Here is a 26,883-nt window from a genome sequence, read left to right on the forward strand (position 1 = left end):
CATGACGACGCGGTGACGCAGAAGCGATCTAACGCCGCAACCCCTGGCTGGCCTACAGCAACCAAGCCCCCTTCGAACTACGCCAAGGGCGGCCCCCGTCTCGCCAAAGTCCGGGGCCGCCCTTGTTCACCTGCCACTCACTGACCTGTGGAGGTCTCACAGCATGACGCAACCGACCGACATTCGGCGAGCACTCGCCTTACGGCTCCGTCTCGGGGACGTGATCCGGGTGCTGGACGCCTACTCCTGCATCGGCGGGGGCACAGAGGGCTACCGGGCCGCGTTCGGGGCCAACTGCCGCATCACCGGCGTGGACATCGAGCCCCAGCCGGACTACCGGGGCGACGACTTCCACCAGGGCGACGCCATCGAGTACATCAGGGCCCACGGCCACGAATTCGACTTCATCCACGCCTCCCCGCCGTGCCAGGGCGAGGGCGCCCCCACCAAGGGCACCAACAAGGCGCGCAACGCGGCGATCGGCCGTACCTACCCCCGGCTCATCGCCCCGACCCGCACCGCGCTGGAGGCGACGGGCCGGCCGTACGTGATCGAGAACGTGGCCGGCTCCGAGGTCCGCAAGGACATCCGTCTGTGCGGTGAGATGTTCGGCCTCGCCGTCCTCATGCACCGCTATTTCGAACTCGGACGCTGGACGACCGTGCAGCCGGTGCATCCCCAGCATCGGGGCAGGGTGCGCGGATGGCGGCACGGCAAGTGGCACGAGGGCCCCTACGTCGCCGCCTACGGCAAGGGCGGCGGCAAGGCCAGCGTCGCGGAGATCCGTGCGGCGAAGCGCATCGACTGGTCCACCGATCACCTTCGGCTCCGCGAGGCCCTCCCACCCGCCTACACCGAGTGGATCGGCCGTGCGTTCCTCGCCTCGCGCGCGTTGGGGGTGGCCGCGTGAACGCGCTGCCCGATCACCTGCGGACCGCGCTGGCTCTTGCGGCGTCCGGTGTTCCGCCGCTGCCGCTCCGGGCGGGGAAGGTGCCGTTCGGGAACTGCCGTACCTGCGCCGCTGGTGCCTGCGGCGGCCGGCCGAACATGATGAACGCGGGCCCCTGCCGGTGCCCTGCCCCGTGCCACGCGTGGGCCGCAGCCACCGCCGACCCACACACGCTCACCTCGCCTGCATGGGCGCCAGCGTGGCGTCAGGCCGTGGCAGTCGCCTACCACCCCGGCGGGGCGGGCGTGACCGTGGTCGACCTCGACAACGCGGCGGCCCTCGCCTGGGCTCGCGCGTCGTTGCCCGCCACCCGGACCGTGCCCACCACCAGGGGTGAGCACTGGCTCTACCGGGGCGTCATGCGGTCCGCCAACGCGGTCCGGCCCGGCGTGGACGTCAAGTCGTCCATGCAGTACGTCCGTTGGCTCGGACCCGGCACCGGCCACATCACCGCCCTGCCGGACTCCGTCCGCGCGTTGGTCGTGAGGGAAGAGACCACCCCCGCCCCGGGCAAGGTGGTCTCTTCCCTCCCCGCACGCGCCGTCTGGGACCGGACAGTCGCTACAGGGTGCCGTCACACCGAGCGCTACGTCCGCACCGGCCTCGACCGGGGCCTGGCCCTCGTACAGAGCCGCACCGACTCGGGCGCCGGGTCGCAGGCCTTCGGGGTGGCGCGGTTCGTCGCCGTCCAGCACGAACTCTGCCCCGGCCCCTGCGGGTTGACCGTGATCGGGGAAGAGATCGTGGCCGCCGCGATCTCCGTCGGTGTCCCCGAGCCATACGCACGCCGTGCCGTCACCAACGGCCTCCAGGCGGCTCAGGAGCGTGCGACATGACCAAAGCATCCGATAACCCCACGAACAGCCCTCTGGGCGCCACCCAGGGCCCGCCACGGCCGTCCTTGGGCGAACCGAAGGTCGCCGCCCGTCAGGGCGTCCTTTCTGCTCTTCCTCGTCCGAAGCGCTTCCCCGCCGACCAGGGAGGCCACGACGGCACGAACCCGACGCCGGATCAGCCCGGCATCCGCATCTACGACCCGCCCGTCTACCGCTCCCACGACGACGAAGCCCGCTGGTCCAAGCGCCACGGCGACACCCCGAACGCCGCCTACGCCTGCGCCTGCGGACAGACCCGCACAGCCACCGGCCCCCGCGCCGTGGCCGCCTTGGTCACCGACTACGACACCCACAAGGACACCTGCACCGGCACACATACTCCGCTCTCGCTCCTGGAAGGGAGGGCCGCCGCATGACCGAGACCGAGGAACTCCCCCCGCCCACCAACCCCCTGGCCGTGGCCCGCCGGCTGCTGCCGGACTGGCAGACCGAGGACGGACGGCTCATATTCCGGCGCTGGCGGGCATCGTGGATGCGGTGGAACGGCGCCTGCTGGCGCGAGGTGGAGGAAGCGCAGATCCGCAAGGCGATGTACACCCGCCTCGAACACGCCGTCTACCAGGCACCGGGCAAGGACGGGGCGACCGAGGAACGCGACTGGGCACCCACCAAGCAGAAGATCGGCAACCTGCTCGATGCCCTCGGATCCATCACCCTGCTGCCCACCGACACCGACGCTCCCGCCTGGGTCGACGACCAGGGCGCCACCGCACAGGACGAAGGACCCATCGTGGCCTGCGAAAACGGGCTACTGCGGATCCGGGACCGCGCGCTCCTGCCGCACGGTCCGGAGTTCTTCAACCTCGTCTCCGTACCGTTCGCCTACGACCCCGACGCGAGCGCACCCACGTGGCACCACTTCCTCGCGCAGATCTGGCCGGACGACCCGGACGCCGTCAACGCGCTTCAGGAGTGGTTCGGCTACGTCCTCTCGGGCCGCACCGACCAGCAAAAGATCCTGCTCATCGTCGGCCCCTCCCGCTCCGGAAAGGGCACGATCGCGCGCGTGCTGAAAGAGCTGGTCGGCAAGGAGAATCTGGCCGGCCCGACCCTGGCAGGCCTGGGGACGAACTTCGGCCTGTCCACCCTGATCGGCAAATCTCTCGCGATCATCTCGGACGCCCGACTGTCCGGCAACGACAACACCCAGGTCGTAGAGCGGCTGTTGACGATCTCCGGTGACGACACGATCGACATCGACCGTAAGTACCGCGAACCCTGGACGGGTCGGGTGCCCTCGCGGCTGATGATCCTGTCCAACGAACTGCCGCACTTCGGCGACTCATCCGGCGTCATCGCCAACCGGTTCGTCCTGCTCAGTACGCGGCTGTCGTGGCTCGGCAAGGAAGATTCCACCCTCGCCGAGCGTCTCACCGCGGAGATGCCCGGCATCCTCAACTGGGCTCTGGACGGGCTCGCCCGCCTGCAGCGCAACGGGCGGATCATCGAGCCGCCGTCCAGTCGCGAGGCGATCACCACCATCCGGGACACTGCCTCGCCCACCAGCGCATTCATCCGCGAACGCTGCACCACCGGACCTGCATGCACTGTGGCGGTGGACGAGCTGTGGGACGTCTGGCGTGACTGGACCGAGGACAACGGCGTCCGCGCCGGCACCAAGCAGGTCTTCGGCCGCAATCTGCTCTCCGTCGTCCCGCAGCTCAACCGCACCCGTCCCCGGGCCCCTTCGGGCGAGCGGATCGCCACCTACATCGGGATCGGCCTCAGCAGTTGAGCCCACATTTCGCCGGGTCGCGGCCCATCGCGGCCCACCCCGCCTGACCTGCGGATTTACCCACGCCTCATTGCGGCCCATCGCAGCCCACGCTCCGAGCGGGTGGGCCGCGATGGGCCGCACAGAGACGCCGCAAAACCGCAGGTCACAGCCTTGGGCCGCGATGGGTCGCGACCCACAGCATTGTGGCGCCAACCACACCCCGGACCGCCCTCTCCTCACTTCAAGGAGATCTCCGCATGAGTACCCCGACCCGTCGGCGCCGGGCGCCGAAGGACGAACTGCTGCCCCTGAGTGACGCCCTGGAAGAGATCGGCATCAGCCGGGCCACCTGGTACCGCTGGCGCAACCGTGGCTTCGGTCCGGAGGCCCGTCGCACACCTTCCGGCCGTATCTGCGTACGCCGCAGCGCCCTGGACGCCTTCAAAGACGAATTGGAAGCCGCGTGACTGAGTGGAGCTACACCGTCAAAATCTGGGCGATCCGGAAACGCGACTACCGGAAGCCCTACCAACTCCGCTGGAAGGTAGGCGTACGCCCGCACTCCGAGTCGTTTCTTACGCTGGGGTTGGCGGAGAGCCGCCGGGCACAGCTCATCACTTCGGCTCGCGAGGGCGAACCGTTCGACGTCGACAGCGGGTTGCCGAAGTCTCTGATCGCGAAGGACCGAGACATCTCCTGGTACGAGCACGCGCGCAACTACATCGAAATGAAGTGGGACGACTCCCCTGCTTCGACGCGGCGCACGCTCGCCGAAGCGATGGCGACCGTGACCCCGACGTTCGTGAAGGACACCAGGGGCATGCCGGACGCCGGAGTCGTCCGCACCTCGCTGTACGGCTGGGCCTTCAACAAGAACCGCTGGGGCGAGGAACCCCCCGCCGACGTCGCCAAGGTCCTGGAGTGGTTCAAGCGTAAATCGCTGCCCACGTCTGCGCTGTCGGACCTCGTTCTCGTGCGGACCAGTCTCCGGGCCATCTCCAAAAAGCTGGACGGGAATACAGCAGCGCCGGGCACGATCAGCCGGAAGCGCGCGATTTTCTACAACTCCCTTGAGTTCGCCGTGGAGGCTGAACTCCTCACCGACAACCCGCTTACTCGCATCAAGTGGAAGGTCCCTGAGCAGGTGGTGGAGGAGGTGGATCCTGCGTGCGTACCCAATCCCGAGCAAGCGTCCAAGCTGCTGGCCGCCGTATGTGACCAGAGCCCGCGTGGGCGTCGTCTCGCCGCGTTCTTCGGCTGCATGTATTTCGCGGCTGCACGGCCGGCCGAAGTCATCGGGCTGAGGCTCCGCGACTGCGACCTTCCACGGCGTGGGTGGGGGCTCCTGAAACTCAGGGAGACCCGCCCTCGCTCCGGATCGGCCTGGACGGACAGTGGCGAGTCACACGACAGGAGGGGCCTCAAGCATCGCCCGCGGAAGGCGGTCCGGCACGTCCCGATCCCACCTGAGCTGGTCGCCTTACTGCGATGGCACGTCACCGCGTACGGCACGGCTTCCGACGGTCGGCTCTTTCAGACGTCCCGGGGTGGGTTGATCCAGGACACCGGGTATGGCGAGGTCTGGGCGGAGGCTCGCACACGCGCCCTCACCGCACATGAGTTCGAATCGACCCTCGCCAAGCGGCCGTATGACCTCCGTCACGCCGCTGTCTCCACGTGGCTCAGCTCTGGTGTGGAACCACAGCTCGTGGCGGAGCGGGCCGGCCACAGCGTGGGTGTGCTCTTCCGGGTGTACGCGAAGTTCCTCAAGGACGGCGACGACGCCGCTAACGCCAAGATCTCGGCCCGGCTGGGACTGCGTGGCTGACGCGGCAGGAATCCCGTCCACGCCCCGTCCACGCATCCCGAGATATGGCGTTCGAACACGAGACAGTGTGAGACAGCGCGCCGATCGCCAGGGGGCATGACTAAGGGCCCGTGACCTGCTGTTTAGGCAGGTCACGGGCCCTTAGTTCCCGTGTGGCGGCGCCAGGATTCGAACCTGGGAAGGCTGAGCCGGCAGATTTACAGTCTGCTCCCTTTGGCCGCTCGGGCACACCGCCGGGGTTGCTGCCTTGAGGCCCGCTTTTCGGCGGTGCTCGCTGGCAACGACGTAAACGATACCTGATGCCCGGGGGTGCTTCGCCACCCCATTGATCGGCGCTTGGAGGGGAGGGGGTGGCTAGGCTTGTCGGATGCGGCCCGGGACCGATGGCGGGCTCGAGGGCCGCCCCCACGCATCTCCATGCACCCCGATACCCACCCCGATACAAGGAGCCACAGGACATGGCCGACTCCAGTTTCGACATCGTCTCGAAGGTCGAGCGGCAGGAGGTCGACAACGCCCTCAACCAGGCCGCCAAGGAGATCTCGCAGCGCTACGACTTCAAGAACGTCGGCGCCTCCATCTCCTGGTCCGGCGAGAAGATCCTGATGGAGGCGAACTCCGAGGAGCGGGTGAAGGCCATCCTCGATGTGTTCGAGACCAAGCTGATCAAGCGCGGCATCTCGCTGAAGGCGCTGGACGCCGGTGAGCCCCAGCTCTCCGGCAAGGAGTACAAGATCTTCGCGTCGATCGAAGAGGGCATCTCCCAGGAGAACGCGAAGAAGGTGGCGAAGATCATTCGCGACGAGGGTCCGAAGGGCGTGAAGGCGCAGGTTCAGGGCGACGAGCTGCGCGTCAGCTCGAAGAGCCGTGACGACCTGCAGGCCGTGCAGGCGCTGCTCAAGGGCAAGGACTTCGACTTCGCGCTGCAGTTCGTGAACTACCGGTAGCCGCCGCTTCGTTGCGCGCACGAGAAAGGGTGGGCACCCAGCGGTGCCCACCCTTCTCGCCTGCTGGCTGCGGCCTCGGGGTGCGCGCTCAGCGGCGCGAGTCGCCGAACAGAATGCGGTAGAGGACGAGCAGGACGAGCGAGCCGCCGATCGCGGCGGCCCACGTGGCACCGTCGTAGAACTGCCTGGTGATCGGATGGTCCAGCCAGCGCGCGGATATCCAGCCGCCGATGAAGGCCCCTGTGATGCCGATGAGGGTCGTGCCGATGAAGCCGCCGGGGTCACGGCCCGGCAGCAGGAACTTGGCGATGGCTCCGGCCAACAGCCCCAGAATGATCCAGCTGATGATGCTCATGCCGTGAACCTGCCTCTCCGTGCTGTGCGTGTGCTGTGCTCCTGCTCCGGCCAGGCCGTGTCCATGCCTTGAAGTTCGAGCAGCCCGTTGATCGTCCTGGTGTTCGTGTCGCGTTGCCGGGGAGGACGCCTCATCGGCGCCGGTCGGTTGCAGCGATCAGTAGGGTGCGGCACATGACACAGTCCGGATCCGAGTTGCGGCGCACCCTGGGAGTCGGGGATGCCGTGGTCATCGGGCTCGGCTCGATGATCGGTGCCGGGATCTTCGCGGCGCTCGGCCCCGCGGCGCGGGCGGCCGGGTCCGGGCTGCTGCTCGGGCTCGCGGTCGCCGCCGTGGTCGCCTACTGCAACGCGATGTCCTCGGCCCGGCTGGCAGCCCTGTATCCCGCTTCCGGCGGCACGTACGTCTACGGGCGCGAGCGGCTCGGCGCCTTCTGGGGGTACCTGGCCGGCTGGTCCTTCGTCGTCGGCAAGACGGCCTCCTGTGCGGCGATGGCGCTCACCGTGGGCGCGTACGTCTGGCCGGGGCAGGCGCACGCTGTGGCGGTCGCGGCCGTGGTGGTTCTGACCGCGGTGAACTACGGCGGCGTACAGAAGTCGGCCTGGCTGACGCGGGCGATCGTGGCGGTGGTCCTGGCGGTCCTCGCTTCCGTGGTGGTCGTGTGCCTCGGCTCGGACGCCTCCGACGCCGGGCGGCTGGACGTCGGAGTCTCCGCCGGCGCGGGCGGGGTCCTTCAGGCGGCCGGGCTGCTGTTCTTCGCGTTCGCCGGGTACGCGCGGATCGCGACGCTCGGTGAGGAGGTACGGGATCCGGCGCGCACCATCCCGCGCGCGATCCCGCTGGCTCTGGGCATCGCGCTCGTGGTGTACGCGGCGGTGTCGGTGGCTGTCCTTTCCGTGCTCGGGTCGGCTGGGCTCGGGCATGCAGCAGCGCCGCTGGCCGACGCGGTGAGGGCAGCCGGTGTGCCGGGGCTCGTGCCGGTCGTACGGGTGGGTGCCGCCGTGGCCGCGCTCGGCTCGCTCCTCGCGCTGATCCTGGGCGTCTCGCGGACGACGCTGGCCATGGCCCGTGACGGTCATCTGCCGGGCAGCCTGGCCGCCGTTCATCCGCGCTTCCAGGTGCCGCACCGGGCGGAGCTGGCCGTGGGCGTGGTGGTCGCGGCGCTGGCCGCGACGGTGGATGTGCGGGGCGCTATTGGGTTCTCCTCCTTCGGTGTGCTGGCGTACTACGCGGTGGCCAACGCATCTGCCTGGACGCTGAGTTCAGCTCCGGCAGCGCGGGTTGGGCCGGTGGTGGGGCTCGTCGGGTGCGTGACGCTGGCCTTCGCGCTGCCCGGGGTTTCCGTGGTGGTGGGCACGGCTGTGCTGGCGGTGGGGGCCGCGGCGTATGGCGTACGGCGGTGGGTGGCTGCGCGGTAGCCGCCGACGGCGGGTGGGGCGCACCGCCGTTGCGTCGTCGACGGGGACAGGGCGAGCCGCCGCTTGCGCCGCCGCCGGAGACGCGGCGTGCCACCGCTTGCGCCTGCCACGAGGTCGGGGACAGCGACGGCGGCGCCCGACGCTGTCACCCGCCCCTGCGCCCTCGCGGCAGGGCGGTGGCCTAGGAGGCCCGTGCCGCCGCCGTGCGTATGCGGAAGTCGGGCCAAGGAGCCATGTCCGTGCCGTCGTTGGACTCCTCGTACCAACCCGTGCCGTCGAGCCAGGCGTCCAGCCAGGTTGCGAGGTCGGGCGCGTCCACGTACCAGGCGTGGTCGGCCTCGTCGGCGTTCGGCTCGAACAGCAGGACAGGGCCCTCGGGGCTGTGGCAGTCCACGCACGCGTACATCCCGCAGCCCCAGTGGGATATCGGCAGGACGCCCTCCGGCCAGGGCCAGTCGGGGTCCTTGCGGCTGCTCTCACGGTTGGCGAGGTACTGCGGAACGACCGCCGGCTCACCGGACGGGGGGCCGTCGAGCAGGGGCAACAGGCCGTATTCCGGACCGAATCCGCCGTCCCCTATACGCAGGTAGAGCGCGGCAAGCAGGGGCGGCAGCGCGAAGCCCAGGGCTGCCTCCGCGCGGGAGAGCGTGGCAGCGTCCACGGGCTCGGGGAGCGAAGGCCAGCCCCACGGCCGGGTGTTGCGGGCCTCTGAAGCAACCCGTGCCAGCAACTGCTCGATTTCGGTCATGGGTTCATGATGCAGCGCGCCACTGACAATCGGGCGGGCTGTGGATAACCCTCAGGCGAGACGGACGTCGACACGCTTTTCGGCGAAGAAAGCGAGCAGTTCTTCGAAGGTCAGCGGGCGGTAGCCGGTGTGCGGGGTGACGCCGAGGCAGGTGCGGGCGACGTGCGCGTCGTGCCAGACGAGCGTGAACGGCGGCGCGGCACCCCAGCGGCCGCGCAGGCAGTCGTTGAGGGCGTCGAGGCCCCAGCCGAAGTACCCGCCGGCACCGTTCACCGCTTCGCCGAGCGCGCAGAAGAAGCCGCGCTCGTCGAGGATGTGGCGGCCGTCGATGTGGTACGTCATGCCCGGGAGCCTGTCCGGCTCGCCGCGGATGCGGTTTTCCAGGGCCGTGCCGAGCCAGAAGTCACGGCCCTTGGGGCCGCATCGCGCCCAGAGATTGCGCGCGGAGGGGCGCCCCTCCCACCACAGGTCCCAGACCTCCGAGGCGGCGGTCGGCGGGCGCTCCGACCAGGGTTCGAGGGTCAGGTCGATCAGGCCGCGGCCACGCGCGGACGGGATCCACGCGGTGAGTTCGCCCTCGACGGCCGACTGGACGGTGCCGCCGTGCGAGTCGAGGCGCAGCACCCTCGCGTGCCCCAGGTCCTCTTCGCCCGCGTTCAGAGCCCTCCGGAGGGCTCCGCGAGGTAGGCAGCCGAGCAGACGCAGCGGGGACTCCATGGGTTCCGGTCGCTGTTCGTACCAGACGTGCGCCAAGTCCTTGCAGGTGCCCCACGAGGCCTCCTCGGCGCTGAGCAGCCGGTAGCCCGGCGAGAGCGGCGGGCACTGTGGATAGTCGGACCCGTTGTCCTCGGACTCGGACGCCTCGACGGTGATGTCGCGGAGCGACAGGTCACGCGCGCACGGGCGGTCGCCGAGGACGCGTACGTCCTCCAAGTGCCACAGCCACACGCCGACGCGCTCGCCCTTCTTGTCGAGGGTCTCCAGGGCGAGGGAGCCGAGCGGCGCCGAACCCTCGGCACGCGCGCGTGCGAGGGCGGTACTCAACTCGCCCTCCGGCACGCATCCGAGCAGTTCGTACGTTCCGCGCGCGGGACGGGGCGGATCCCCGAAGAGACCCTCGGCGTCCGCGCACGTGGCCCATGTCTCCTCGTACCCGTCCTCGCCGTTGAACTCGGCCTCGGAGTCGTACGAAAGCAGCACGTACCTCGGCGGCTCCACCCCCGCGCCCACCTCCTAGCGCGACGCGAACGGCTGGTCCGTGCGCACGATTTCGCGGCCCAGAGGGAGCAGCGAGACCGGGATGAGTTTGAAGTTGGCGATGCCGAACGGGATGCCGATGATCGTGATGCACAGGGCGATACCGGTGACGATGTGGGCAAGGGCGAGCCACCAGCCCGCGAGGATCAGCCACAGGACGTTGCCGATGCAGGACGGCGCGCCCGCGTCGCGGCGCTCCACCGTCGTATAGCCGAAGGGCCACAGGGCATAGATGCCGATGCGGAAGGCGGCGATGCCGAACGGGATGCCGATGATGGTGATGCACAGCAGCACGCCCGCGGCCAGATACCCGAGGAACAGCCAGAAGCCGCTCAGGACGAGCCAAATGACGTTCAGAATTGTCTTCACTGGTTGCGACCTGCCATCTGCTCGAGCCGGGCGATGCGCTCCGCCATGGGCGGATGCGTAGAGAACATCTTCGACATTCCCTGTCCCGGGCGAAAGGGGTTCGCGATCATCATGTGGCTTGCGGTCTCGATGCGTGGCTCCGGGGGCAGCGGCAGCTGCTTGGTGCCCGCGTCGAGCTTGCGCAGCGCGCTGGCGAGGGCGAGCGGGTCGCCGGTGAGCTGGGCGCCGGACGCGTCCGCCTCGTATTCCCTGGAGCGGCTGATGGCGAGCTGGATGAGGGAAGCGGCGATCGGTCCCAGGATCATGATCAGCAGAAAGCCGAGGATGCCTGGACCCTCGTCGTCGTTCGAGCGGCCGACCGGGATCAGCCAGGCGAAGTTGACCAGGAACATGATCACTGAGGCGAGAGCGCCGGCGACCGACGAGATCAGGATGTCGCGGTTGTAGACATGGCTCAGCTCGTGGCCGATGACGCCGCGCAGCTCGCGCTCGTCCAGGATGCGCAGGATGCCTTCGGTGCAGCACACGGCCGCGTTGCGCGGGTTGCGGCCCGTCGCGAACGCGTTCGGCGCCTCCGTCGGCGAGATGTACAGGCGCGGCATGGGCTGGCGGGCCTGGGTGGAGAGGTCGCGGACCATGCGGTACAGGGCCGGGGCCTCGAATTCGCTCACCGGGCGCGCGCGCATCGCGCGTAGAGCCAGTTTGTCGCTGTTCCAGTACGCGTAAGCGTTCGTCCCGATCGCGATGAAGAGTGCGACGACGAGGCCCGTACGCCCGAAGAAGCTGCCGATGACGATGATGAGTGCGGACAGTCCCCCGAGGAGTACGGCGGTCCTGAGCCCGTTGTGCCGGCGGTGCACGGTACGCCCTCCAAGTGGTGCGGCAGGGGAACCCTTTGCCTACTGATGCTCTGCATCCACTCTTCAGTGGACCCTCCCGTACTGGTCAACGCCAGACGGGGAGCACTAGTTCCCTTGTGCGCGCGGCTGCGCGCATGGGCCGTCCGGGTGACGGCGGACGCCACTTCACGCGCGCGTGGGCCACGAACCCGCGTGCGCGTGCCCTGTGAATGTCAGAACAGGCCGGTGGCCGAGAAGCGCAGGACCAGCTGGGGTGCCCCGGAGAGGGCGATTCCCAGGACGGCAGTCAGGGCGATCGCCGCAGTGAGCGGAGCCGGGACGCGGTGCCTGCCGGGTTCGCCCTCGGGGGCGCGGAAGAGCAGCGTCGTCCACTGGAGGTAGTAGAAGAGCGCGATCACCACGTTGACGGCCATGACCACGGCCAGCCAGCCGAGTCCCGCGTCGACGGCCGCCGAGAACACGGTGACCTTGGCGAAGAGGCCGATGATGCCCGGGGGCAGGCCCGCGAGGCAGAGCAGGAAGAAGCCGAGGACCAGCGCCGACAGGGGGCTCGCTGCGTACAGGCCCCGGTAGTCGCTGATGCGGTTCAGAGGGCTTCTGCGGGCGACCAGGGCGGCCACGGCGAAGGCGCCCAGGTTCACCGCGGCGTACATCAGGGCGTACGCCACGGTGGAGCCGATGGCCTTCACGGCGTCCTTGGAGTAGGCGGCGGCCGCGATCGGCACCAGGAGGTAGCCGGCCTGGCCGATGGAGGACCAGGCGAGCAGTCGTACCGCGCTGTACGCGCGCGTGGCCTGCTGCCGCAGGGCGCCGACGTTACCGACTGTCATGGTGAGGGCGGCCAGGGCGGCCAGCGCCGGGCCCCAGACGTCCGCGTACGACGGAAGGGCGACGACGGTGACGAGGATCAGCCCGGAGAAGCCGACCGCCTTGCCGACGACCGACAAGTAGGCGGCGACCGGCAGCGGCGCCCCTACGTAGGTGTCGGGCACCCAGAAGTGGAAGGGCACGGCGGCCGTCTTGAAGGCGAAGCCGACGAGGGTGAGGACGACGCCCGTCTGGGCGAGCGTGTGGAACTGTCCGTCGACGTGCTGGATCTTGTCCGCGACCTGGGTCAGGTAGAGGGTGCCGGTCGTGGCGTAGACGAAGCTGACGCCCATGAGGCTCACGGCGGTTGCGGTGACGGAGGACAGGAAGAACTTCAGGGCCGCTTCGGAGGACTTCCTGTCGCCACGCTTGATGCCGACGAGCGCGAAGGCGGGCAGGGAGGCGACTTCCAGGGCGACGATGAGGGTCGCGAGGTCTCGGGAGGCGGGCAGCAGGGCGGCGCCCGCGGCCGAGGAGAGCAGCAGGAACCAGAACTCCCCTTCGGGGAGATCCTTGTTGGCGTCCTTCAGGGCCGTGACCGACAGCAGGGCCGCCAGCAGCGCGCCGCCGAGAACCAGGAACTGGATCACGAGGGTGAACCGGTCCGCCGTATAGCTGCAGACGTTCGCGTCGCCCGTCAGACAGAAGGTGCCGCGGTCGCCGTCCAGGATGGGCAGCAGCATCAGCGCGGACGCGGCGAGGCCGGCCACGGACACCCAGCCGAGCACCGCCTTCTTCGCCTCGCCGATGAAGAGGTCGGCGACGAGCACGACGAGTCCGACGACCGCGGCGAGGGTGGGCGGCGCGATCGCGAGCCAGTCGACGGACTGGATCAGGGAGCTCATCGGGTGCCTCCTGCGAGGAGCTGCTGTACGGCCGGATCGGTCAGACCGAGGAGGGCCTTGGGCCACAGGCCGGCGACGACGGTGAGGGCGACGAGTGGCGTCCAGGCCGCGAACTCGTAGCTCTGGACGTCGGCGAGCTTCGGGCTTCCCGGCTGCGGGGTCGCCCCCATGCAGACGCGGCGTACGACGACGAGCATGTACGCGGCGGTGAGCAGCGTGCCGAAGGCGGCGATCGACATGAACGTCAGATACGTGGGGCGGCTGAGGTCGGCGGCGGGGTTGAACGCGCCGAACAGCGCCAGCATTTCACCCCAGAATCCGGCGAGGCCCGGCAGCCCGAGCGAGGCGACGGCGCCGAAGGCGAGCAGGCCGCCGAGGCGCGGGGTCTTGGCGTAGAGCGCGGCGCCGGTCCCCTCGGCGAGCGTGTCGAGGTCGGTGGTGCCCGTGCGGTCCTTCAATGCCCCGACGAGGAAGAAGAGGAGGCCGGTGATGAGGCCGTGGGCGATGTTGGCGAAGAGTGCGCCGTTCACGCCGGTCGGGGTCAGGGTCGCGATGCCGAGCAGTACGAAGCCCATGTGGCCGACGGACGAGTAGGCGATGAGCCGCTTGAGATCGCCCTTCGCGCCCTGTTTGGCGAGGGCCAGGCAGGCCAGTGATCCGTAGATGATCCCGACCACGGCGAAGGCGGCGAGGTAGGGGGCGAAGGTGTGCATGCCGTCCGGTGCGATGGGCAGCAGAATGCGGACGAATCCGTAGGTACCCATCTTCAGCAGCACACCGGCCAGCAGGACCGAGCCGACGGTGGGCGCAGCGGTGTGGGCGTCCGGCAGCCAGCTGTGCAGCGGCCACATCGGCGTCTTGACCGCGAGCCCGATTCCGATCGCCAAAACGGCGATGACCTGCACGGATGTGGTCAGCCCGCGGCCGTTGTCAGTGGCGAGTGCCACCATGTCGAATGTGCCGGACTTGATTCCGATCAGGAGCAGGCCCAACAGCATGACGACCGAACCGAGCAGCGTGTAGAGGATGAACTTCCAGGCGGCGGCCTGGCGTTCCGCACCGCCCCACCGGGCGATGAGGAAGTACATCGGGATGAGCACCATCTCGAACGCGAGGAAGAACAGCAGCAGATCGAGAACGGCGAAGGTCGCGAGCATGCCGGACTCGAGCACGAGCAGCAGTGCGACGAAGGCCTTCGGGGTCGGGCCCGCGGGCATCTTGAAGTAGCTGTACAGCGCGCAGAGGAAGGTCAGCAGCGCGGTCAGGACCAGAAGGGGGAGGGAAATGCCGTCGACGCCGAGGTGGATCCGCACGTCGAGTGCGGGGATCCAGCTGATGTCCGTCGTGGCCTGCATCTTCGACGGGTGGTCGTGGTCGAAGCCGAGCGCGAGGACGATCGCGGCGATGAGCACCGCGCCGGTGACCGTCACACCGTGCCGCAGCACGGCCTGCTCGGGCGACTTCCCCTTCAGCCCGGGCGGGGCCGGAAGAAAAGCCGCGGCCGCCCCGATGAGCGGGCCGACGACGATGAATGCCAGAAGGATCTGCATCACGGATTCGCTGATATCGATCACGCCTGCTCACGCTCCCGTGGCGACGAGGAGGGCGGCGACCACCAGGACGACGGTGCCGGCGAGCAGCGCGCTCACATAGGTCTGCACATTGCCGGTCTGGGCACGCCGTACGGCAGCGCCGAGCCAGCGGGGTAGGGCGCCCGCACCGCGTACATAGGTGTCGACGACCTCGCGGTCGAGGAACCGGACGAGTGAGGCTCCGGCCTGGACCGGGCGGACGAAGAGCACCGAGTACACGGCGTCGAGGTGGAAGCCGACGGCCGCGTGGCGGTGCAGCGGGCCGAGCAGCAGTCGGCCCGGGTCCGCCGGGTCGGACGCGGAGGCCACGTCTCCGAACGTCGGCGCGTGCATCGCGATCGCCTCGGCCTCGACGGTTCCGGCATCGGCATCGGGGTGGGCCACGACCGCACCCAGCGGTACGCGCGCGGCCATCGCGCTGGTGTGCCGCCAGGCGCCGTAGGTGACCAGTCCGCCGACCAGAGCGAGCCCCGTACCGAGGACGGAGGTGGTGAGGACCGGCGTCAGGTCACGGCCGTCGAACCAGTCGGGCAGCGGGCCGTACGCCAGACCGAAGGCGAGCGACGGGACGGCGAGCACCCACAGCACGACCGTCATGGTCAGTGGCTGCCTGCCGTGGTCGGGGGCCTCGACGCCACGGCCGCGGAAGGCCAGCAGCCACAAGCGGGTGGCGTACGCGGCGGTGAGTACGGCGGTGATCAGGCCGGCGACGAGGACGATCCAGCCCGTGGCGCCGGGGGCGTGCTCGGTGTGGCCGGTGGCGACGTGCTCGGCGGCGCCGAGGACGGCCTCCTTGGAGAAGAAGCCGCTGAACGGCGGGATCGCGGCAAGCGCGAGCAGCGCCACGGTCATCGTCCAGTAGGCGTCGGGGACTCGGGCCCGCAGGTCCTTCATACGGGACATGACGGCCAGCGAGTTCGTGCCGGAGGCGTGGATGATCACGCCCGCGGCGAGGAACAGCAGCGCCTTGAAGGCGCCGTGGGACAGGAGGTGGAAGACGGCGGCACCGCGGTCGCCGACGGCCAGGGCGCCGGTCATGTAGCCGAGCTGGCCGATCGTCGAGTACGCGAGGACGCGCTTGATGTCGTCCTGTGCGAGCGCAGCGAGCGCCGAACCGGCCATCGTGATCGCGGCCATGACGGCGAGGACGATCATCGCGGCCGAGGAGGCCTGGAAGACGGGGAGGAGCCGGGCGACGAAGTAGACACCGGCGGCGACCATCGTCGCGGCGTGGATCAGCGCGGAGACGGGCGTGGGGCCCGCCATCGCGTCGGGCAGCCAGGTGTGCAGCGGGAACTGCGCCGACTTGCCCGCCACACCGGCGAGGAGCAGCAGCGCGACCAGCGTCGGATGGTGCAGTCCGCCGCTCGCGACGGTGCCGAGGACCGTGGTGATGCTGAAGGACCCGGCGTCCGTGGCAAGAGCGAACAGACCGATGAGGAAGGGGACGTCGCCGAGCTTGGTGACCAGGAAGGCCTTGATCGAGGCGGCGCGGGCCTCGGGGGTCTCCCAGTAGTGGCCGACCAGGAAGTACGAGCAGATGCCCATGATCTCCCAGCCGACCAGGAGCACCATCAGGTCGCCGGAGTAGACGACTACCAGCATCGCGGAGGTGAAGAGGGAGACGAGAGCGGCGTACGAGGGGTAACGCGGGTCGTCGCGGAGGTAGCCCGTCGAGTAGATCTGCACGCAGGAGGCGACGAAGGCGACCAGTACGGCGACGAGGGCCGCGAAGCCGTCGATGTACAGGGCGAGTTCGATGGGGACCGAGCCGGTCGGGGTGAGCTCGGTGTGGGCGTTGATGACCTGGTCGCCGCCCTGGCGCACGGCGACCAGCACGGCGAGGACGAGCGACACGAAGGGAGGCAGAACGGCGAGGGGCCGTACGAATCCGGGGGCCGTGCGGCCGAGGAGGAGTCCGGCCACGGCGCCGAGGAACGGAAGAAGGGGGACGAGGGCGGCGAGGGTGGTCGTGGTCACGCGGTGGCCTCAGCCTTCTCGTCTGCCGCGACGGTGGCTTCGTCGGGGCCGTGCGGCTCGGCGCTGTCGCGGAGCTTGTCGATGTCCGCGGTGCCGCGGCCCCGGTACACGGCGAGGACGATCGCCAGGCCGATGCCGATCTCGGCGGCGGCAATGGCGATGGTGAACAGGGTCAGCGCCTGACCGGAGTGCAGCATGTCGCGGGCAGCCCGGGAGAGCCAGACGTCGAAGGCGACGAGGTTCAGGTTGACGGCGTTGAGCATCAGCTCGACGGACATCAGGACCAGGATCGCGTTGCGGCGCGCGAGGACTCCGTACAGGCCCGTGCAGAACAGGAGGGCGGAGAGCACGGCGGGATAGGCGAGGTGCATCAGCGGGTCCCTTCCTTGGCCGGGGGCTGCTCGCCGGAGGCCGTCGTGTCGGCGGCGGTGCGGCTCGGGGGCCGAGTGCCCGACGGCGTGCCCGGCGTCGGGAGGGCCGGTGTGGCCTTGTCCGCGGCGGCCTTGCGGGAGAGGACGATCGCGCCGACCAGGGCGGCGAGGAGGAGGACGGAGAGCGCTTCGAAGGGGAGGACCCAGCTCTGGAAGAGGCTCGCTCCGGTCACCTCGGTGGAGCCGGCGGCGGCGCCGTCCAGGTCGACCCAGGTCGTGCGGAAGGCGTCGACGACGACCCAGACCAGGGCGGCGGCCGCGGCGACGGCCACGGTCAGGGCGGCCCAGCGGTTGCCGGAGTCGGCGTCCGGAGAGCGGCCGATGGGCGCCTTGGTGAGCATCAGACCGAACAGGAGGAGGACGACAACGGAACCGACGTAGATGAGGACCTGGACCCAGGCGATGAACTCGGCCGTGAGCAGGAGGTATTCGACGGCGAGGCCGCCGAGCGTGACCACCAGCCACAGGGCGGCGTGCACCAACTGCTTCGTGGTGACGGTGACGATCGCGGCGCCGAAAGTGACCAGGCCGACGAGGAGGAAGGCGACCTCGACACCGGTCGGGGAGAGGAAGCCGTGGCTTTCGGCGGCGGTGGTCGTGGCCCGCGCCGCGGCGGCCGTGGCTGCTGCGAGGCTCACGACTCGCCCTCCCGCGGCTCGGAGGACTCGGAGCCGCCCGTGGCCGGGGGCTCGCCCGGTTCGGAAGCCTGGACGGGAGTCTGGGGCTCGGTCCCGGCCTGAGCCGGGGGCGCGGCCTCCGCTGCTTGCTCGGCCTGCTCGGCCTGCTCGGCGGCGAGCTGCTCGGCCGCCAGCTTGTCGGCGGTCTTGCGGGCGGCGGCGAGCTCCTTCGGTTCCTCGGCGCCGGGGTCGAGGGCGGGCGGGGCCGGGACGGTCCACATCCACTCGCGGAGCTTGTCGCGCTCGTGGGTGAGTTCGTGGATGTCGGTCTCCGCGTACTCGAACTCCGGCGACCAGAACAGCGCGTCGAAAGGACAGACCTCGATGCAGATACCGCAGTACATGCACAGGGCGAAGTCGATGGCGAAGCGGTCGAGGACGTTGCGGCTGCGCTCGCGGCCGCCGGGGGCCGCGGGCGGGACCGTCTCCTTGTGGGAGTCGATGTAGATGCACCAGTCCGGGCACTCGCGGGCGCACAGCATGCAGACCGTGCAGTTCTCCTCGAAGAGGCCGATGACGCCGCGGGTGCGGGGCGGGAGTTCGGGCTGGGCGTCCGGGTACTGCGCGGTGACGGTCTTTTTCGTCATCGTGCGGAGGGTGACGGCCAGGCCCTTGGCGAGACCGGAGCCAGGAATGGGGGCCATGGTTACGAGATCACCACCTTGACGATGCCGGTGAGGGCGATCTGGGCGAGGGAGAGGGGGACGAGGAGGGTCCAGGAGAGTTTCTGGAGCTGGTCCTCGCGCAGGCGGGGATAGGTGACACGCAGCCAGATCACGACGAAGGCGAGGATCGCGGCCTTCAGGAGGGTCCAGACCCAGCCGAGGCCGTCCGCGCCCCAGGGGCCGTGCCAGCCACCCAGGAAGAGGACGGTGGTCAGGCCGCACAGGACGACGATTCCGGCGTACTCGGCGAGGAGGAAGAGTGCGAAGCGCAGGCCCGTGTACTCGGTGTACGCGCCGAAGATGATCTCGGAGTCGGCGACGGGCATGTCGAAGGGCGGGCGCTGGAGTTCGGCGAGGCCGGCCACGAAGAAGACGATCGCGCCGACCATCTGCCAGGGCAGCCACCACCACTCGAAGGCGTCGACGATGCCGGGGAGCGAGACCGTCCCGGCCGCCATGGCCACCGAGGCGGCGGTCAGCAGCATCGGGAGTTCGTACGCAAGGAGCTGGGCGGCGGTGCGGAGACCGCCGAGGAGGGAGAACTTGTTGGCCGATGCCCAGCCCGCCATGAGCGAGCCGAGGACGCCTACGCCCATCACGGCGAGCACGAAGAAGATGCCCGCGTCGACGACCTCGCCGACGGCGCCCTCGCCCGGGCCGATGGGGATGGCGAGGAGGACGAGGAGGTAAGGGAGGAGTGCTACGGCGGGGGCAAGTTGGAAGATACGGCGGTCCGCGCCCGTGGGGACGACGTCTTCCTTCTGCGCGAACTTCACGCCGTCCGCGACGAGTTGGGCCCAGCCGTGGAAGCCGCCCGCGTACATCGGGCCGAGGCGGCCCTGCATGTGGGCCATGACCTTGTGCTCGGTCTGACCGACGATCAGGGGGAACGTCAGGAACACGACGAAGACGACGAGGAGTCGCAGGGCGACGTCGAGAGCGTCGTTCACTGCGGGCCTCCGGAGGGATCTTCGGGTTCGGGGTCGGGGTCGGGTCCGGGCTCGGGTCCGGGCTCGTGGTCGGGTTCAGGTTCGGGTTGGGGTTTGGGGGTGGGGCCAGGAGCAGGGGCAGCGTCCGGCGCGGCCGGAGATTCCGCGGCGGCCTCGGGCTTCGGAGCTGCGCCGGGTTCCGCGACAGCGTCCGGTTCCGGGGCGGCCACGGCTTCCGCGACAGCGTCCGGGGCGGCCACGGCTTCCGGGACAACGTCCGATACCGGGGTGGCCCCGGGTTCCGACGTGCCCTCAGTGCGTCGCTCCGGCTCCGGCTCCGGCTTCGACACCGGCTCCGGCTCCGGCTCGTCGAAAGCGGGGCGGGCGTGGTGCCACGGAGCGTCCGCGCTGCGCGGCGCGGCGGGCCTCGCCGGGGTGGCGGGAGCCGTCGGCTCGGTGGCCTCCGCCCGCTGTGTCGCCGAGCCCTGGCTCGCGCTGCGCGTGCGGCGCGGTCCGGCCGGGGTGGTCGGTTCCGGCGGCGCAGGGGTGGACGTCGTCGCCTGCTGGTCAGGGGCGGGAGCCGTCGGCTCGGCGGGTGCCGGTGCCGAAGCGGTGGGCTGCTGCTCCGGGGCCTGGGCCTGCTGGTCCGGAGCCGGGGTCGCACCCTGCTGGCTGGCCGATCCCTGGCTCGCGCTGCGCGCGCGGCGCGGCGGCGCCGAGGCCTCCGCGGTGGCACCGGCACCCGCGGCAGCGGCACCCGCGGCACCGGCAGCGGCCTGGCTCGCCGAGCCCTCCCCCGCCGTGCGGGCCCTGCGTACGGGACGGTCGCCGGCCGCGCGGGCAGTGCCGCGGGCGGGGCGGGCCGGGGCCGGCGGGAGCTGGCCCTTGAGGGGGCCCCACTCGTTGGGGTCGGGGACGCCGGGCGGGAGCATCTGGCGGCGGCGCGGTCCGCCGTGCTCGGACTCGCCGGGTTCCTTGGCGCCGGGCCAGGCCTTGACGACGCGGGCGGCCAGGACGAAGTCCTTGCGGAGGGGATGGCCTTCGAAGCCCTCCGGCAACAGCAAGGGGTCGAGGCCCGGGTGGCCCTCGAAGTGCACGCCGAACATCTCGTGGGTCTCGCGCTCGTGCCAGCCGGCGCCCGCGTACACGGAGACCGCCGACGCGAGGACGGGCGTCGCGTGCGGGACCGTCGTACGGACGAGAAGGCGGCGTACCGAGGTGGGGGGCAGCGCCACGACGTGGGCCGCGACGCGGAAACCGGTGCCGGGTTCGTCGACGGCGCTCAGCCAGTCGAAGTAGGTGCAGCCCAGGGCGTCACGCGCGGTCTCCAGGGCGGCGATCCAGGACGTCGGCGGTACGTCGACCGTCAGGACCTCGTACGACTCCTCGGCCGTGGCCTCGGGGCCGAAGAGTTCCTCGACGGGTGCGGGGAGCCAGCCGACGGTCATCGGTCCTCCCCCGGGACGGGCGGCTTCACCAGGCCGCTCTGGAGCGCGGCCGCGGAGGGACGCGCCGCTCCGGACCCGTACCGCTCGCCCAGCGACTCGCGGGCGATCTTCTCCTGGAGCTTGAGGATGCCCTGGAGCAGCGCTTCCGGGCGGGGCGGGCAGCCGGGGACGTACACGTCGACGGGGATGATCTGGTCGACGCCCTTTGTCACGGAGTACGAGTCCCAGTACGGGCCGCCGCAGTTGGAGCAGGCGCCGAAGGAGATGACGTACTTCGGCTCGGGCATCTGCTCGTAGAGGCGCTTGACGGCCGGAGCCATCTTGTCCGTGACCGTGCCCGACACCACCATCAGGTCGGCCTGGCGGGGGCCCGGCGCGAACGGGATCACGCCGAGGCGGATGAAGTCGTGGCGGGCCATGGACGCGGCGATGAACTCGATGGCGCAGCAGGCGAGGCCGAAGTTGAAGACCCAGAGCGAGTAGCGGCGGCCCCAGTTCAGGACCACCTTCATGGGCTCGGGGGCCAGCCGGGCGAGCGCGCCCAGCCGCTTCGGCTCGGGAAGCAGCACCGGCTCGGGGAGCGAGGGGGTCACGTCCATGCCAGGACGCCCTTCTTGTATGCGTACAGCAGGCCGACGGCGAGGAAGCCGAGGAAGATGAACATCTCCACGAGCGTCGCGGCGCCGTAGCCAGGCGCGGCGAAGACCGTCGCCCAGGGGAAGAGGAAGATCGAGTCGACGGCGAAGATCACGTAGAGGAACGCGTAGACGTAATAACGGACCTGGGTGTGGGCCCAGCCCTCGCCGACCGGGTCGACGCCGCACTCGTACGTCAGGAGTTTCTCGGGGGTGGGGACCACGGGCCGCAGCAGGCGGCCGGCCCCGAAGGCGACGGCGACGAAGAGCACGCCCACGACGGCGAGCAGTCCGACGACCGAGTAGGACTGGAAGTAGCCCGCCGCGACGACGGTCGGTTCCGGCACGTCAGCCCCTCGCTCCCTGACCTCGTATGCGCCCCGGAGTGCGCCGTCGCGCACTCTGTGATGCGCCGTGTTCGACGATCTGTACGGACGGGAGTCTAGGGCCTGCTAAAGAGACCGTAAGCAGCCCGTCACCCATGGACCATCGCAAACGCGTTCCAGTCTCGCCAGGTGGACAAGTACGCCTCCCGCGTCGAGATCGTGCCCAGGTCCCGCCCCGTCGACGTCTCCGAGCGAACCTCGTCTCGGTATCCGCGTGCCACCCGTCGACGTATCCACGTCCCACCTCGTCGACAACCCGAGTCCCACTCCACCAGTGTGTCCGATTCGCGCCCTTTGGGGTGGGGTTTTCCCCAGTGGATCGCGGCGGCCCACCTCATGGCGCGGCGGCGCGGCGCCGGGCAGGCTAGCGGATATGACCGAACGCATCCCGCTCACCGGTCCGTCGGACGAGATGTCCGACGGCGACCGGCTGCCTCCCGCGCGCTTCGCCTTCGACCGGCAGACGTGGAAGGAGATCGCGCATCTGCTCGCCAACCTGCCGCTGTCGATCGTCGGCTTCGTGTACGTCGCGACGCTGATGTTCACGGGCGCGGGGCTCGCCGTGACGGTCATCGGGCTGCCGCTGCTCGCGGGCGGGCTGCGCGGCGCGCGTCAGCTGGGCAAGGCCGAGCGGGCGCGGGCGCGCGCGCTGCTCGGGCTGCGAATCGACGAGCCGAGCCCGCTCCCGGTGCACAGGACCGGCTTCTTCGGCTGGCTCTGGTCGAGCCTGAAGGATCCGGTCGGCTGGCGGACGGTGCTGTACGACTTCATCCGGCTGCCGTGGGGCATCGCCACTTTCGTGGTCACGTTCACGTCGCTGTTCGTGCTGTGGCCGGTGCTGCCGTTCATCGCGCGGGGGCTGACGAACGTGGACAGGGCCCTGGTGCGCGGGCTGCTGTCGCCCTCCGACGAACTGGAGCGGCGGATCGCCGAGCTGGAGTCCGACCGGGGGGTCGTGGTCGACACGGCCGCCGCCGACCTGCGGCGCATCGAGCGCGATCTGCACGACGGAGCACAGGCCCGGCTGGTCAACCTCGCGATGGGGCTCGGTCTGGCCAAGGAGAAGCTCCTGGAGGATCCGGACGCGGCGGCGACGATGGTCGACGAGGCGCACGGCGAGGTGAAGCTCGCGTTGCAGGAGCTGCGCGATCTGGCGCGCGGCATCCACCCGGCGGTGCTCACCGACCGGGGTCTGGACGCGGCGCTGTCGGCGGTCGCCTCGCGGTGCACCGTGCCGGTGAAGGTGACGGCCGAACTGGAGACAAGACCGGCCGCGGCCATCGAGGGCATCGCGTACTTCACCGTCTCCGAGCTGTTGCAGAACGTGAGCAAACACAGCGGGGCGAGGTCCGCGTCGGTCGATGTGTGGCGGGCGGACGAGCGGCTGCTCATACAGGTGTCGGACGACGGGCGCGGCGGGGCCGGCCTGGACGGCGGTACCGGGATGGCGGGGCTCGCGGACCGGCTCGGCGCGGTCGACGGCTTGTTCGTCATCGAGTCGCCGGTCGGCGGTCCGACCGTCATCACGGCGGAGCTCCCGTGGCGGGACCGGCAGGACGAGCCCGCGCGGTAGGACCCGTACGCCTCGGGTCGCCGCCTCGAGAACCGGCGAGAACGCGGTTGAAGCCTCCGGCAAGCACCCGGAACGTACCCGACCACGGCTCCGGTCCCCTCCCGAGGTAGGGAAAACCCCCGCCCCAAGACGCCGACCCGCTCCATGGTCGGCGAGCCCCGTGGACAGCAGGGTTGAGGTACGAGCCGACGAGCAGGACGAGTAGAACGGACGAGACCGATGGCCACGGAGTACGGACAGGGGTACGGGCACCGGAGTGGGCCCGGATTCCGCGGAGCGGACGCCGCTGAGCGGCGGCACCGTCTCCCGGCCCCGCTGCGCGCGCCGATCGAGGCCCGCAGCTGGCGCGAGTTCGGCTATGTGATGCTGAGCCTGCCGCTCGGGATCATCATGTTCACGTTCGCCGTCACGATGTTCTCGCTCGGCGCCGGCCTGTTGATCACCTTCCTGGGGATACCGGTGCTCGCCGCCGGCCTGGCAGGCTGCCGCGGCTTCGGCGCGCTGGAGCGGGCGCGGGCGCGCGGACTGCTCGGGGTCGAGGTGTCCGAGCCGGAGCCGCTGCGGATGAAACAGCGCGGGGCGATGGCGTGGATGGGCGCGATGCTCAAGAGCGGCACCTCGTGGCGGCACCTGCTGTACGCCGTGGTCCAGTTCCCGTGGGCGGTGTTCTCCTTCGTGGTGGCGCTGAACTTCTGGGCGTACGGGTGGGCGCTGCTGACGTATCCGCTGTGGTTCTGGGTCTTCCCGATGTACGGGGGGCAGGGCGGGCTGCAGCTCTACGGGGACGACACGCACGCCATCTATCTGGACAACCCGTTCGAGATCACGGTGACCGCGCTGGTGGGGCTGCTCTTCACGATGGCCACGCCGTGGATCGTGCGGGCGCTGACGACCGTGGACCGGCTGATGGTGCGCGGGCTGCTCGGCCCGTCACGGCTGGCGACGCGGGTGGTCGAGCTGGAGTCCGACCGGGGGGTCGTGGTCGACACGGCCGCCGCCGACCTGCGGCGCATCGAGCGGGATCTGCACGACGGGGCACAGGCCCGCCTGGTCGCCCTGGCGATGGACCTGGGGCTGGCCAAGGAGAAGCTGACGGAAGACCCGGAGGCCGCGGCGCGGATGGTGGACGAAGCGCACGGCGAGGTGAAGACGGCGTTGCAGGAACTGCGGGATCTGGCCCGCGGGATCCATCCGGCGGTGCTGACCGACCGCGGTCTGGACGCCGCGCTGTCCGCGGTGGCCTCGCGGTGCACGGTGCCGGTGCAGGTCGACGTGGATCTCGCCTCGCGGCCCGCGCCCGCGATCGAGGGCATCGCGTACTTCACGGTCTCCGAGTTGCTGCAGAACATCAGCAAGCACGCGCGGGCCACACGCGCCACGGTGGATGTCTGGCGGGTGGAGAACCGGCTGATGATCCAGGTCGGCGACGACGGGGTGGGCGGGGCCGATGTCTCCGCCGGGTCGGGGCTGGCGGGGCTGGCGGAGCGGCTCGATGCGGTGGACGGGATTCTGGTGGTGGATTCGCCCGTGAGTGGGCCCACGCGGATCACGGCAGAGCTGCCCTGGCGGGGGTGAGCCGGTGCGGGTTGGGGGCGGGAGGGTTTTGCGCCCCCTCCGCCCCTGCCCATTCCCGTGCCCGGGGGGCTGCCGCCCCCAGACCCCCCGCTTCGGCCCGAACGGCCTCGTCCTCAGACGCCGGACGGGCTGACAGTGCCCGGTGACGTCTCCTGATGCCGATTCTCGCTGCCCGGGCGCAGTCCGGTCCGAATGCTGGAATGCTGGGGGCTGTCGTACGAGCGGGGACGAACCCGGCGCGGGCCGGGAATGGACTCGGGTCGGGCCGGGCTGTCCCGGTGTGGGCCCGGGGACGGGCTCTGGGGGGCCGAGAATCGTGGAGGACAAGGTGCGGGTGGTCATCGCCGAGGATTCAGTGCTGCTCAGGGAGGGCCTGACCCGGTTGCTGACCGACCGCGGGCATGACGTCGTGGCGGGTGTCGGCGACGGCGAGGCATTGATCAAGACCATTACCGAGTTCGCGGCCCAGGACGCGCTGCCGGACGTCGTCGTCGCCGATGTGCGGATGCCGCCGACGCACACCGACGAGGGCGTCAGGGCGGCGGTACAGCTGCGCAAGGCGCATCCCGGACTCGGTGTACTCGTGCTGTCACAGTACGTGGAGGAGCAGTACGCCACCGAACTGCTGGCCGGTTCCAGTCGCGGTGTCGGCTATCTGCTCAAGGACCGGGTGGCCGAGGTGCGGGAGTTCGTGGACGCGGTGGTTCGGGTGGCCCAGGGGGGTACCGCGCTCGACCCGGAGGTCGTGGCGCAGCTGCTCGGCCGTAGCCGCAAGCAGGACGTGCTCGCGGGGCTGACTCCGCGGGAGCGGGAGGTCCTCGGGCTCATGGCCGAGGGACGTACGAACTCGGCGATCGCACGGCAGCTCGTGGTCAGCGACGGCGCGGTCGAGAAGCACGTCAGCAATATCTTCCTGAAGCTGGGCCTGTCCCAGAGTGACGGGGATCACCGGCGTGTTCTGGCCGTGCTCACCTATCTGAACTCATGACGGCCTGACACTGTGTCAGGTGGCTGGTGCGACTCCAGGTGCCACCGCATCCGCCAGGAGAAGCCCAGAAACCAGGAAATCCAGGAACCCAGAACCAATGGATGAGCGGGGAGCGTCTTCAAGGAAGGACCGGGGGGCGGGTAAATCATGACAAGTCAGGGTGTCCGGCCGTCTCAAAATGATGTCCATCATGCGAATGGCCGCGGGAAGGCCACCCTTACCGACGTAGGGTTGAAATTGGGAGGGCCTGCGGGAAGGCCGCTCCCAGACAGCCGCCTCGAGGGAGGTCCAGTTCAGTGACGAGCCAGGTCAGTAGCCCAGCGGAGCAGGCAGACGGAGCCGTCGTAGGAGAACAGCGCAAAGCGGCCGGGGTCAAAGACGTCCGCCGCCTTGACCGAGTGATCATTCGGTTCGCGGGCGACTCCGGTGACGGAATGCAGCTCACCGGCGACCGCTTCACCTCCGAGACAGCCTCCTTCGGCAACGACCTCTCGACCCTGCCGAACTTCCCCGCCGAGATCCGAGCGCCCGCAGGCACCCTGCCGGGCGTTTCGTCTTTCCAGCTGCACTTCGCGGACCACGACATCCTCACTCCCGGCGACGCGCCCAACGTTCTCGTCGCCATGAATCCGGCCGCCCTGAAGGCGAACATCAGCGATGTGCCGCGTGGCGCGGAGATCATCGTCAACACGGACGAGTTCACCAAGCGGGCGATGCAGAAGGTCGGCTACGCCACCAGCCCGCTGGAGGACGGCTCCCTGGACGGCTTCAGCGTCCATCCCGTCCCGCTCACGACGATGACCGTCGAGGCGCTCAAGGAGTTCGCGCTCTCCCGCAAGGAGGCCGAGCGCTCCAAGAACATGTTCGCGCTGGGCCTGCTGAGCTGGATGTACCACCGGCCCACCGAGGGCACCGAGAAGTTCCTGCAGACCAAGTTCGCGAAGAAGC

The 26,883-nt window shown here is 70.0% G+C and carries 27 protein-coding genes and 1 tRNA gene; 12 read left to right on the forward strand and 16 right to left on the reverse strand.

Features of this window, described 5'->3' with window-relative positions; genetic code table 11:
• Positions 1-163: 163 nt before the first annotated feature.
• The 6 genes from ACZ4RZ_RS04480 to ACZ4RZ_RS04505 all read left to right on the forward strand — a co-directional run bounded on the left by ACZ4RZ_RS04480 (position 164) and on the right by ACZ4RZ_RS04505 (position 5,390).
• Positions 164-910, forward strand: coding sequence for a DNA methylase (locus ACZ4RZ_RS04480; RefSeq protein WP_467741845.1), 747 nt, complete (start codon positions 164-166; stop codon positions 908-910).
• Between the two features lie 5 nt (positions 911-915).
• A complete protein-coding gene (locus ACZ4RZ_RS04485; RefSeq protein ID WP_467741981.1) occupies positions 916-1,785 on the forward strand; it encodes a bifunctional DNA primase/polymerase in 870 nt (289 codons plus the stop codon).
• A complete protein-coding gene (locus ACZ4RZ_RS04490) occupies positions 1,782-2,201 on the forward strand; it encodes a hypothetical protein (protein ID WP_467741847.1) in 420 nt (139 codons plus the stop codon). The genes ACZ4RZ_RS04485 and ACZ4RZ_RS04490 overlap by 4 nt, the downstream gene beginning before the upstream one ends.
• Positions 2,198-3,580 carry a DNA primase family protein gene (locus tag ACZ4RZ_RS04495; protein WP_467741849.1) on the forward strand — a complete coding sequence of 461 codons (1,383 nt, stop codon included), beginning with the start codon at positions 2,198-2,200 and terminating at the stop codon, positions 3,578-3,580. Before ACZ4RZ_RS04490 ends, ACZ4RZ_RS04495 begins: the two co-directional genes overlap by 4 nt.
• Before the next feature lie 239 nt (positions 3,581-3,819).
• Complete coding sequence (locus ACZ4RZ_RS04500) at positions 3,820-4,029, forward strand: helix-turn-helix transcriptional regulator (protein WP_467741851.1); 210 nt, start codon at positions 3,820-3,822, stop codon at positions 4,027-4,029.
• Entirely contained in the window at positions 4,026-5,390 is a 1,365-nt protein-coding gene (locus ACZ4RZ_RS04505) for a tyrosine-type recombinase/integrase (RefSeq protein WP_467741853.1), read from the forward strand. Before ACZ4RZ_RS04500 ends, ACZ4RZ_RS04505 begins: the two co-directional genes overlap by 4 nt.
• A 153-nt stretch (positions 5,391-5,543) precedes the next feature.
• Here ACZ4RZ_RS04505 and ACZ4RZ_RS04510 read toward each other — a convergent pair.
• Positions 5,544-5,625, reverse strand: a tRNA-Tyr gene (locus tag ACZ4RZ_RS04510).
• 223 nt (positions 5,626-5,848) lie between these two features.
• Here ACZ4RZ_RS04510 and ACZ4RZ_RS04515 point away from each other — a divergent pair.
• Positions 5,849-6,337, forward strand: coding sequence for a YajQ family cyclic di-GMP-binding protein (locus ACZ4RZ_RS04515; RefSeq protein WP_028805132.1), 489 nt, complete (start codon positions 5,849-5,851; stop codon positions 6,335-6,337).
• A gap of 88 nt (positions 6,338-6,425) precedes the next feature.
• Here ACZ4RZ_RS04515 and ACZ4RZ_RS04520 read toward each other — a convergent pair whose 3' ends face one another.
• Positions 6,426-6,692: a GlsB/YeaQ/YmgE family stress response membrane protein gene (locus tag ACZ4RZ_RS04520; protein WP_467741855.1), complete on the reverse strand. Its 267-nt coding sequence runs from the start codon at positions 6,690-6,692 to the stop codon at positions 6,426-6,428.
• 173 nt (positions 6,693-6,865) lie between these two features.
• Between ACZ4RZ_RS04520 and ACZ4RZ_RS04525 the strand changes: the two genes are divergently transcribed.
• Entirely contained in the window at positions 6,866-8,110 is a 1,245-nt protein-coding gene (locus ACZ4RZ_RS04525; protein ID WP_467741857.1) for an APC family permease, read from the forward strand.
• Positions 8,111-8,291: 181 nt separating this feature from the next.
• Here ACZ4RZ_RS04525 and ACZ4RZ_RS04530 read toward each other — a convergent pair whose 3' ends face one another.
• The 14 genes from ACZ4RZ_RS04530 to ACZ4RZ_RS04595 form a co-directional block, all read right to left on the reverse strand.
• A complete protein-coding gene (locus tag ACZ4RZ_RS04530) occupies positions 8,292-8,858 on the reverse strand; it encodes an SMI1/KNR4 family protein (RefSeq protein WP_467741859.1) in 567 nt (188 codons plus the stop codon).
• Between the two features lie 51 nt (positions 8,859-8,909).
• A complete protein-coding gene (locus tag ACZ4RZ_RS04535) occupies positions 8,910-10,076 on the reverse strand; it encodes a barstar family protein (RefSeq protein ID WP_467741861.1) in 1,167 nt (388 codons plus the stop codon).
• Positions 10,077-10,091: 15 nt separating this feature from the next.
• Positions 10,092-10,484, reverse strand: coding sequence for a YccF domain-containing protein (locus ACZ4RZ_RS04540; RefSeq protein WP_189190380.1), 393 nt, complete (start codon positions 10,482-10,484; stop codon positions 10,092-10,094).
• Positions 10,481-11,344 carry a zinc metalloprotease HtpX gene (gene htpX / locus ACZ4RZ_RS04545; protein WP_467741863.1) on the reverse strand — a complete coding sequence of 288 codons (864 nt, stop codon included), beginning with the start codon at positions 11,342-11,344 and terminating at the stop codon, positions 10,481-10,483. Before htpX ends, ACZ4RZ_RS04540 begins: the two co-directional genes overlap by 4 nt.
• Before the next feature lie 212 nt (positions 11,345-11,556).
• Positions 11,557-13,056, reverse strand: coding sequence for an NADH-quinone oxidoreductase subunit N (locus ACZ4RZ_RS04550; RefSeq protein ID WP_467741865.1), 1,500 nt, complete (start codon positions 13,054-13,056; stop codon positions 11,557-11,559).
• Positions 13,053-14,630 carry an NADH-quinone oxidoreductase subunit M gene (locus ACZ4RZ_RS04555; RefSeq protein ID WP_467741867.1) on the reverse strand — a complete coding sequence of 526 codons (1,578 nt, stop codon included), beginning with the start codon at positions 14,628-14,630 and terminating at the stop codon, positions 13,053-13,055. The genes ACZ4RZ_RS04550 and ACZ4RZ_RS04555 overlap by 4 nt, the downstream gene beginning before the upstream one ends.
• Positions 14,631-14,636: 6 nt before the next feature.
• A complete protein-coding gene (locus ACZ4RZ_RS04560) occupies positions 14,637-16,628 on the reverse strand; it encodes an NADH-quinone oxidoreductase subunit 5 family protein (RefSeq protein WP_467741869.1) in 1,992 nt (663 codons plus the stop codon).
• A complete protein-coding gene (gene nuoK, locus ACZ4RZ_RS04565; protein WP_467741871.1) occupies positions 16,625-16,999 on the reverse strand; it encodes an NADH-quinone oxidoreductase subunit NuoK in 375 nt (124 codons plus the stop codon). The genes ACZ4RZ_RS04560 and nuoK overlap by 4 nt, the downstream gene beginning before the upstream one ends.
• Positions 16,999-17,697: an NADH-quinone oxidoreductase subunit J family protein gene (locus tag ACZ4RZ_RS04570; protein WP_467741873.1), complete on the reverse strand. Its 699-nt coding sequence runs from the start codon at positions 17,695-17,697 to the stop codon at positions 16,999-17,001. The genes nuoK and ACZ4RZ_RS04570 overlap by 1 nt, the downstream gene beginning before the upstream one ends.
• On the reverse strand, positions 17,694-18,380 hold the full coding sequence (locus tag ACZ4RZ_RS04575) for a NuoI/complex I 23 kDa subunit family protein (RefSeq protein WP_467741875.1): 687 nt from the start codon (positions 18,378-18,380) through the stop codon (positions 17,694-17,696). The genes ACZ4RZ_RS04570 and ACZ4RZ_RS04575 overlap by 4 nt, the downstream gene beginning before the upstream one ends.
• Before the next feature lie 2 nt (positions 18,381-18,382).
• Positions 18,383-19,351, reverse strand: coding sequence for a complex I subunit 1/NuoH family protein (locus tag ACZ4RZ_RS04580; RefSeq protein WP_467741877.1), 969 nt, complete (start codon positions 19,349-19,351; stop codon positions 18,383-18,385).
• Positions 19,348-20,778, reverse strand: coding sequence for an NADH-quinone oxidoreductase subunit C (locus ACZ4RZ_RS04585; protein WP_467741879.1), 1,431 nt, complete (start codon positions 20,776-20,778; stop codon positions 19,348-19,350). The genes ACZ4RZ_RS04580 and ACZ4RZ_RS04585 overlap by 4 nt, the downstream gene beginning before the upstream one ends.
• Positions 20,775-21,377, reverse strand: coding sequence for an NADH-quinone oxidoreductase subunit B (locus ACZ4RZ_RS04590; protein WP_467741881.1), 603 nt, complete (start codon positions 21,375-21,377; stop codon positions 20,775-20,777). The genes ACZ4RZ_RS04585 and ACZ4RZ_RS04590 overlap by 4 nt, the downstream gene beginning before the upstream one ends.
• The gene (locus ACZ4RZ_RS04595; protein ID WP_467741883.1) at positions 21,368-21,760 is read right to left on the reverse strand and encodes an NADH-quinone oxidoreductase subunit A; all 393 of its coding nucleotides are present in this window, start codon (positions 21,758-21,760) and stop codon (positions 21,368-21,370) included. The genes ACZ4RZ_RS04590 and ACZ4RZ_RS04595 overlap by 10 nt, the downstream gene beginning before the upstream one ends.
• A gap of 412 nt (positions 21,761-22,172) precedes the next feature.
• Here ACZ4RZ_RS04595 and ACZ4RZ_RS04600 point away from each other — a divergent pair, with 412 nt between their 5' ends.
• From ACZ4RZ_RS04600 to ACZ4RZ_RS04615, 4 genes are all read left to right on the forward strand, one after another.
• Positions 22,173-23,372 (forward strand): sensor histidine kinase, encoded by a 1,200-nt coding sequence (locus ACZ4RZ_RS04600; protein WP_467741885.1) that lies wholly within the window; start codon positions 22,173-22,175, stop codon positions 23,370-23,372.
• 219 nt (positions 23,373-23,591) lie between these two features.
• Positions 23,592-24,947, forward strand: a complete 1,356-nt coding sequence (locus ACZ4RZ_RS04605) for a sensor histidine kinase (protein WP_467741887.1) — start codon at positions 23,592-23,594, stop codon at positions 24,945-24,947.
• Positions 24,948-25,275: 328 nt separating this feature from the next.
• A complete protein-coding gene (locus ACZ4RZ_RS04610) occupies positions 25,276-25,935 on the forward strand; it encodes a response regulator transcription factor (protein ID WP_308429378.1) in 660 nt (219 codons plus the stop codon).
• A gap of 296 nt (positions 25,936-26,231) precedes the next feature.
• Positions 26,232-26,883, forward strand: a 652-nt coding sequence (locus ACZ4RZ_RS04615) for a 2-oxoacid:acceptor oxidoreductase family protein (protein ID WP_467741889.1), incomplete at its 3' end; no start/stop codon positions are given.

This window comes from Streptomyces sp. NPDC027189, from assembly GCF_055566975.1.

Bases quoted from the DNA above. Each gene is read 5' to 3' on its own strand.
- ACZ4RZ_RS04550 (WP_467741865.1), bottom strand. From the start codon at position 13,056: ATGAGCTCCCTGATCCAGTCCGTCGACTGGCTCGCGATCGCGCCGCCC.
- ACZ4RZ_RS04525 (WP_467741857.1), top strand. From the start codon at position 6,866: ATGACACAGTCCGGATCCGAGTTGCGGCGCACCCTGGGAGTCGGGGAT.
- ACZ4RZ_RS04605 (WP_467741887.1), top strand. From the start codon at position 23,592: ATGGCCACGGAGTACGGACAGGGGTACGGGCACCGGAGTGGGCCCGGA.
- ACZ4RZ_RS04590 (WP_467741881.1), bottom strand. From the start codon at position 21,377: ATGGACGTGACCCCCTCGCTCCCCGAGCCGGTGCTGCTTCCCGAGCCG.
- ACZ4RZ_RS04520 (WP_467741855.1), bottom strand. From the start codon at position 6,692: ATGAGCATCATCAGCTGGATCATTCTGGGGCTGTTGGCCGGAGCCATC.
- ACZ4RZ_RS04575 (WP_467741875.1), bottom strand. From the start codon at position 18,380: ATGGCCCCCATTCCTGGCTCCGGTCTCGCCAAGGGCCTGGCCGTCACC.
- nuoK (WP_467741871.1), bottom strand. From the start codon at position 16,999: ATGCACCTCGCCTATCCCGCCGTGCTCTCCGCCCTCCTGTTCTGCACG.
- ACZ4RZ_RS04600 (WP_467741885.1), top strand. From the start codon at position 22,173: ATGACCGAACGCATCCCGCTCACCGGTCCGTCGGACGAGATGTCCGAC.
- ACZ4RZ_RS04480 (WP_467741845.1), top strand. From the start codon at position 164: ATGACGCAACCGACCGACATTCGGCGAGCACTCGCCTTACGGCTCCGT.
- ACZ4RZ_RS04490 (WP_467741847.1), top strand. From the start codon at position 1,782: ATGACCAAAGCATCCGATAACCCCACGAACAGCCCTCTGGGCGCCACC.
- ACZ4RZ_RS04495 (WP_467741849.1), top strand. From the start codon at position 2,198: ATGACCGAGACCGAGGAACTCCCCCCGCCCACCAACCCCCTGGCCGTG.
- ACZ4RZ_RS04515 (WP_028805132.1), top strand. From the start codon at position 5,849: ATGGCCGACTCCAGTTTCGACATCGTCTCGAAGGTCGAGCGGCAGGAG.
- ACZ4RZ_RS04585 (WP_467741879.1), bottom strand. From the start codon at position 20,778: ATGACCGTCGGCTGGCTCCCCGCACCCGTCGAGGAACTCTTCGGCCCC.
- ACZ4RZ_RS04530 (WP_467741859.1), bottom strand. From the start codon at position 8,858: ATGACCGAAATCGAGCAGTTGCTGGCACGGGTTGCTTCAGAGGCCCGC.
- ACZ4RZ_RS04500 (WP_467741851.1), top strand. From the start codon at position 3,820: ATGAGTACCCCGACCCGTCGGCGCCGGGCGCCGAAGGACGAACTGCTG.